This is a genomic window from Methylophaga sp. UBA1464 (genome assembly GCF_002325665.1).
In the GTDB taxonomy this organism is placed as follows: Bacteria; Pseudomonadota; Gammaproteobacteria; order Nitrosococcales; family Methylophagaceae; genus Methylophaga.
The window spans coordinates 12,176-17,744 of sequence record NZ_DCSO01000055.1; the positions used below are offsets into that span (position 1 = coordinate 12,176).

General features: G+C 46.0%; 7 protein-coding genes. 3 read left to right on the forward strand and 4 right to left on the reverse strand.

The window, feature by feature from the left end; all coding sequences use genetic code 11:
- The 3 genes from B3O33_RS06870 to B3O33_RS06880 all read left to right on the forward strand — a co-directional run.
- The coding region (locus tag B3O33_RS06870) for an SEC-C metal-binding domain-containing protein (RefSeq protein WP_292363264.1) at positions 1 to 1,175 on the forward strand (1,175 nt) is incomplete at its 5' end.
- Positions 1,175 to 2,401 (forward strand): bifunctional glutamate N-acetyltransferase/amino-acid acetyltransferase ArgJ, encoded by a 1,227-nt coding sequence (gene argJ, locus B3O33_RS06875; protein ID WP_292361895.1) that lies wholly within the window; start codon positions 1,175 to 1,177, stop codon positions 2,399 to 2,401. The genes B3O33_RS06870 and argJ, both read left to right, overlap by 1 nt.
- Positions 2,402 to 2,414: 13 nt before the next feature.
- The gene (locus tag B3O33_RS06880) at positions 2,415 to 3,467 is read left to right on the forward strand and encodes a DUF3549 family protein (RefSeq protein WP_292361896.1); all 1,053 of its coding nucleotides are present in this window, start codon (positions 2,415 to 2,417) and stop codon (positions 3,465 to 3,467) included.
- An 11-nt stretch (positions 3,468 to 3,478) separates the two neighbouring features.
- Here B3O33_RS06880 and B3O33_RS06885 read toward each other — a convergent pair whose 3' ends face one another.
- From B3O33_RS06885 to B3O33_RS06900, 4 genes are all read right to left on the reverse strand, one after another.
- Positions 3,479 to 4,030 (reverse strand): pyridoxamine 5'-phosphate oxidase family protein, encoded by a 552-nt coding sequence (locus tag B3O33_RS06885; RefSeq protein ID WP_292361897.1) that lies wholly within the window; start codon positions 4,028 to 4,030, stop codon positions 3,479 to 3,481.
- Entirely contained in the window at positions 4,030 to 4,578 is a 549-nt protein-coding gene (gene def / locus B3O33_RS06890) for a peptide deformylase (protein WP_292361898.1), read from the reverse strand. Before def ends, B3O33_RS06885 begins: the two co-directional genes overlap by 1 nt.
- On the reverse strand, positions 4,575 to 5,225 hold the full coding sequence (locus tag B3O33_RS06895; RefSeq protein ID WP_292361899.1) for a 2OG-Fe(II) oxygenase: 651 nt from the start codon (positions 5,223 to 5,225) through the stop codon (positions 4,575 to 4,577). The genes def and B3O33_RS06895 overlap by 4 nt, the downstream gene beginning before the upstream one ends.
- Before the next feature lie 164 nt (positions 5,226 to 5,389).
- On the reverse strand, positions 5,390 to 5,569 hold a 180-nt coding region (locus B3O33_RS06900; RefSeq protein WP_292363265.1), incomplete at its 5' end, for a hypothetical protein.

Here is a 5,569-nt window from a genome sequence, read left to right on the forward strand (position 1 = left end):
ATATTGTTTTGGGCGGCAGCTTGGATGCTGAGCTGGATAAATTAGACGAAAATGCTGATGACGCAGCAAAAGCCAGAGTGAAAGCCGATTGGCAGCAACGTCATGACTTAGTGTTACAAGCTGGCGGTTTGCATATTATCGGTACAGAGCGTCATGAATCACGTCGCATTGATAACCAGCTGCGCGGCCGTTCGGGTCGTCAGGGTGATCCCGGTTCAACCCGTTTCTATCTGTCTCTGGAAGATAATCTGATGCGAATTTTTGCTTCGGAACGCATGTCAGGGCTGATGCAGAAACTGGGTATGGAAGAAGGTGAGGCCATCGAGCATCCATGGGTCAGCAGAGCAATCGAGAATGCGCAACGCAAAGTCGAAGGACATAACTTTGATATTCGCAAGCAGTTACTGCAGTTTGATGATGTTGCCAACGATCAGCGTAAGGTGATTTACGAGCAGCGCAATGAATTAATGGCAGCGGAAGATGTGTCTGAAACCATTGTTTCCATGCGCAGAGGTGTTGTTAACGACGTTATCAGTCTTTATATCCCACCAAACAGTATCGACGAACAGTGGAATATCAGTGGTCTGGAACAGGCATTGCGTGATGATTTTGCCCTGGATCTGGATATCAGTGGCTGGCTTGAAGCCGATGATAACCTGCACGAAGAAACCTTGCGTGAACGTATTATTGATGAAGCTGAAGCAGCTTGTCAGGCTAAGGAAGCTACGGTCGGTGCTGAACTGATGCGACATTTTGAAAAAGCCATTATGTTGCAAACACTGGATACACAATGGAAAGAACATCTGGCACAAATGGATTATCTTCGCCAGGGTATTAACCTGCGTGGTTACGCACAAAAAGATCCAAAACAGGAATACAAACGGGAAGCTTTCCAGTTATTCACGGCAATGCTTGATACCTTAAAACACGAAGTTATCAGCTTGATTTCACGTGTCAAAGTGCGTGCCCCTGAAGATATTGCTGCAGTTGACGAACAACGTCGTCAATCAGCGGATGTAGAGTATCAGCATGAAAGTGCATCGGCTGAAGCAGAGAGCGAACACCCTACAGCCAATCAACCGTTAACACGTGATGGCAAGAAAGTTGGCCGTAACGATCCGTGCCCATGTGGCAGTGGCAAGAAGTTTAAAAATTGCCACGGCGCCATTAAATAATGGCAGTCAATCTATCTGCTCCGATTGCTGCTGAATTAAAACCGGTTAAGGGTATCCGCCTTGCCACCGCCAGTGCCGGTATTAAAAAGCCTGGCCGTCAAGATGTGGTATTAATTGAACTGGCTCCAGGTAGTCACACAGCCGGGGTGTACACTCGCAATGCATTTTGTGCTGCACCAGTATTGGTTGCCCGGCAACATCAAACCCAATCAACAACCCGCTTTCTGTTGATAAATTCGGGAAATGCCAATGCTGGAACCGGTGATGCAGGGTTAGTTGCTGCAAAAGCATGTTGTGAGGCGGTGGCTAAGATTGGCCAGTGTGACGCTAAGACCGTATTGCCTTTTTCTACCGGCGTAATTGGACAACCATTACCGGTGGATAAAATTACCAGTGTATTACCGGAAGCATTTAACCAGTTACAGGCTGATAACTGGTTAAATGCTGCACATGCCATTATGACTACCGATACTATCCCTAAAGCCCGTAGTGTAGAACTGTCTTTAAATGGACAGCAAATCACCCTGACAGGCATTGCAAAAGGTTCCGGTATGATTCGGCCTGATATGGCCACTATGCTGTCCTACATCGCCACTGATGCGGCAATAAGCACATCTGTGTTGCAAGCAATGCTTGAAATATCGATGGAACAGTCATTTAACAGCATCACGGTGGATGGGGATACGTCGACCAATGATGCCTGTATTTTGATGGCCACCGGTCAGGCGGCTAACCCTTTAATAGATGATATTAACGCCGCTGATGCTCAACAGTTTTTAACCGCTTTGAATGAATTAAGTCGGTTTCTGGCACAAGCGATTGTGCGGGATGGCGAAGGGGCAACCAAATTTATCAGTATTGATGTGCAGCAGGGTGCGGATGTAGATGAATGTCAGCAGGTTGCCTATACGATTGCCCATTCACCACTGGTAAAAACCGCATTATTTGCCTCAGATCCAAACTGGGGACGTATTCTGGCGGCAGTGGGCCGTAGTGGTTTACCTAATCTGGATTTATCAAAAATTGCAATATATCTGGATACCGTTTGTATTGTCGATGGTGGACAACCCGCATCTGACTATACTGAAGAAAAAGGTCAGCAGGTAATGTCTCAATCAGAAATAACTATCCAGGTTAAACTCGGTAGAGGTGATGCCGCTAAAACAGTCTGGACTTGTGATTTTTCTTACGATTACGTGAAAATCAACGCCGAATACCGTACCTGATACGGAGCAGCATATGGATATTGGACAGATCAATACGCTGAGCAAGTTTCTACGTCAGAGTGGTGCTCAATACCGGGTATTTGATATGGGGCGCAGGGTCTGCAAATTAACGCCTGAGCAGTTTGTCAGTTTTGATAATTGTCAGCGCCCCTACCCTTATCCTTTCAAACGTTTAGCTCAAATGGGGATCATTTTCTGGCATCCTGAAATGGCGGAAAAGCAGTATGTCTGGTTTCTGCAATTTCCATTGGATGAACAGGGGCTGTTGGTTCCAGATGCCCGTGATGCGTTCCTGCTGATGTTGTTAGAAAGACTGGGTGAAGCCATGCTGGCTGCAGCAGATGGTGAAAAAATTCAGGGTGCTTTGCGCGATAGCCCCTACACCTTCAAACCACGCCAGGATCGAATGGCCGCTTTCAATGCCCAGGCTACTTATACTTTAAAGTTAGCACCATCGAAATATTATGATACCGCCTATCGGTATTTCACTGGTGATCTGCCACTGGATAAATGGCCTGGACTTGCCATGCAGGGATTGGCAGATTTTGCCATCAGACTGGATACTAATGAAGGTACTTTAGGTTTAATTCAAACGCTGCCAAAACTGCCAGAAGAACCATTTCATAATCTCTGTGTGTTACTGGAACATGCCTGTCCTGCTGCAGGGGTAATAGAAGTGCTGGCTCAGCAGGTTGATATTCAATTACAAGAAAAACAACCCGATACGGCCAGGATTATTTCCTGCTTGCGGGCAGCATCAAACAGCCCCGCGCGTGGATTAGTTGAGCGAATGGTAACCCAGGTACTGAAACATCGCTGCAGTAAGGAAATTGAAGTCCTGGCAATAATTTCGGGGCGAATCTGGCTGGCAGTGGCCAAACCGGCAATCTGTGCGTTGTATCTTGAGCAACTCGCCCTCAATGATGCCGGTCAACCCGGCTTCAGTCAGTTATTGGCCGATCTGTTATTCATTCCCGGTATGCGTGAACCGGTGATGCAGGCACTGCGTAATCCGAAACGTTCGGAATCTCTGGCAAAATCGGTGGGTGAAATGTTCGGCCATTAGGGGCAAGCAGACTAAAGATTCTTATTTACAATATTGGTTTCAAGTCCATCCACAGTGAATTGATTTTTTTCCCGCCAATAGTCTTTTATACCGGTTTCACCTTTGCGTTCAGCCCAGTTATTCAGCAATTCGCGTTCACCGACATAATCCAAATAGGGTACAGCCATGCCACAAGAGGTTTGTACCAGATCAATATCCAGAATAAAGATTTGTCTGGCTCCGGGCAGCGGATCAAACAAGGCATAATGGCTTTTCCATTCGGGGTCATGATGATGTATAGCCTGAGCCTGTCCATAGAGTCTCAGAATTAAAGGCTTTCCTTCAAATGCACAAAACATAATGGTCATACGCGGAATTTCTTCAATATGTGCAGCAGTTTCATTGCCACTGCCAGTCACGTTGAGCCAGGCCACGCGGTTGCTGTTTAATACTCTCAACGAATCCATGCCTTTGGGGGAGACATTAACCCGACTGTCAGCTGTTGCTGTTGCCACAAAAAACAGATGTTGTTTATGAATGAATTCAATCAAGCGGTCCGATAAAGCTGTAAATTGCTGTGCCATTACTTGTCATTGTCTCCGGATTGTTGTGTCAGCATGGAGCGCCAGCTGGATTCGGTCATCATATCCAAGCTGCTTTCCACTCGATCAACAAACACTTTGCCATCAAGATGATCCAGTTCATGCTGAAACAGTCTGGCCATAAAATCATGATATTCCGTTTCAACCAACTCACCATTACGCAACAGATAGCGAACTTTTATCTGCTGATAACGCGGAACAAGGGCACGTAATCCGGGGACACTCAAACAACCTTCCCAGTCTTTTTCCATAGCGTCGGAATGCCAGACAATTTCAGGATTAATAACACTGGTTGCAGGCATATCCGGTGCATAGGGATAACGATCATTGGGATGGCTCGACATAATAAAAAATCGTTGGTTAATACCGACTTGAGTCGCGGCAATTCCCATACCACCACGCTGTTTCACAAATTCAATTAATGCATCAATCTTTTGCTGAAATACCGTAGATTGTATATCGGTGACAGGTTCGGCGATACGACGTAAATCGGATTGCCCCAATTCCAGAATGTCAAAGTCTGTTTTCATATTAATGGTGCCTGCAATGGATCCTGAACCCGGAACCACCCTGCAATACTGTAACGATCCCGCCTGGCGGACAAAACTTCATGCGGAAACTGCTCACTTAGAAAAACCACAAAGGTGCCCATTTCGGGTTCAACTGAGGTAATCAGACTATCATTATTAATGTCATAGATCTGCAATTGACCGCCGTCCTGAGCCTGCCAGAACGGGTTTAAGTACATCACTGTCGTTAATATACGATTTGACTGACCTTTAAATGCATCCACATGCCGTTTGTAGAATGCCCCAGTAGGATAATGTGCATAATGCGCTTCGTAATCAAACAGGCCGAGAAACAAACGTTGATTCATCGCCAGTCGGAAGTCAGCCATATGGGAAAGATAAGCCTGGTCAATGCTGTTAGCCGGATCCAGCCAACGGGTTTCATCACTACGAATATTTTCATTCAATTGATGTTTTTGTTCACGACCTATACCAGCAAGCAACAAGTCATTATGTTCGTCAAGACGGGATACGCGCCGGTATAAATTGTGAGTCAATGCTGGAGGCAACAACTGTGGCAGGATGCAGTAACCATGGGTGGTTAAGGCATCGGCAATCAGATCGAATACGGCATAATCAACAACCGATTGAGTGTTCAATAAAGTCATTCTCCAGATGAAAAAGTGGCTTTGTTGTTGATGAAGAACAAAGCTAAGCCCTTGAAAGGGCGATAGAATGTAGCAGAATTTACGGTTGTAGGGCGATTTATTTTTTTATCGGCACGCGGATTTACCTAAACTTCACGGACACATACCATGTGAACAAACTTTTATTAAAAGCGGTCGCTAGGGCTTGTTGATCTTTCATCTCCACCACTGCTGGAGGCTTTTTTTGTGTCTGACAAGGCGGAAATCACGCCGTGTAGCCCTCCTACATAAGCGATTGACAAATGAGTCTGGAACTCATTTGAACAGCTTAGCGGGCTGCGCAGCGGTGAAATACAGGGATGTAT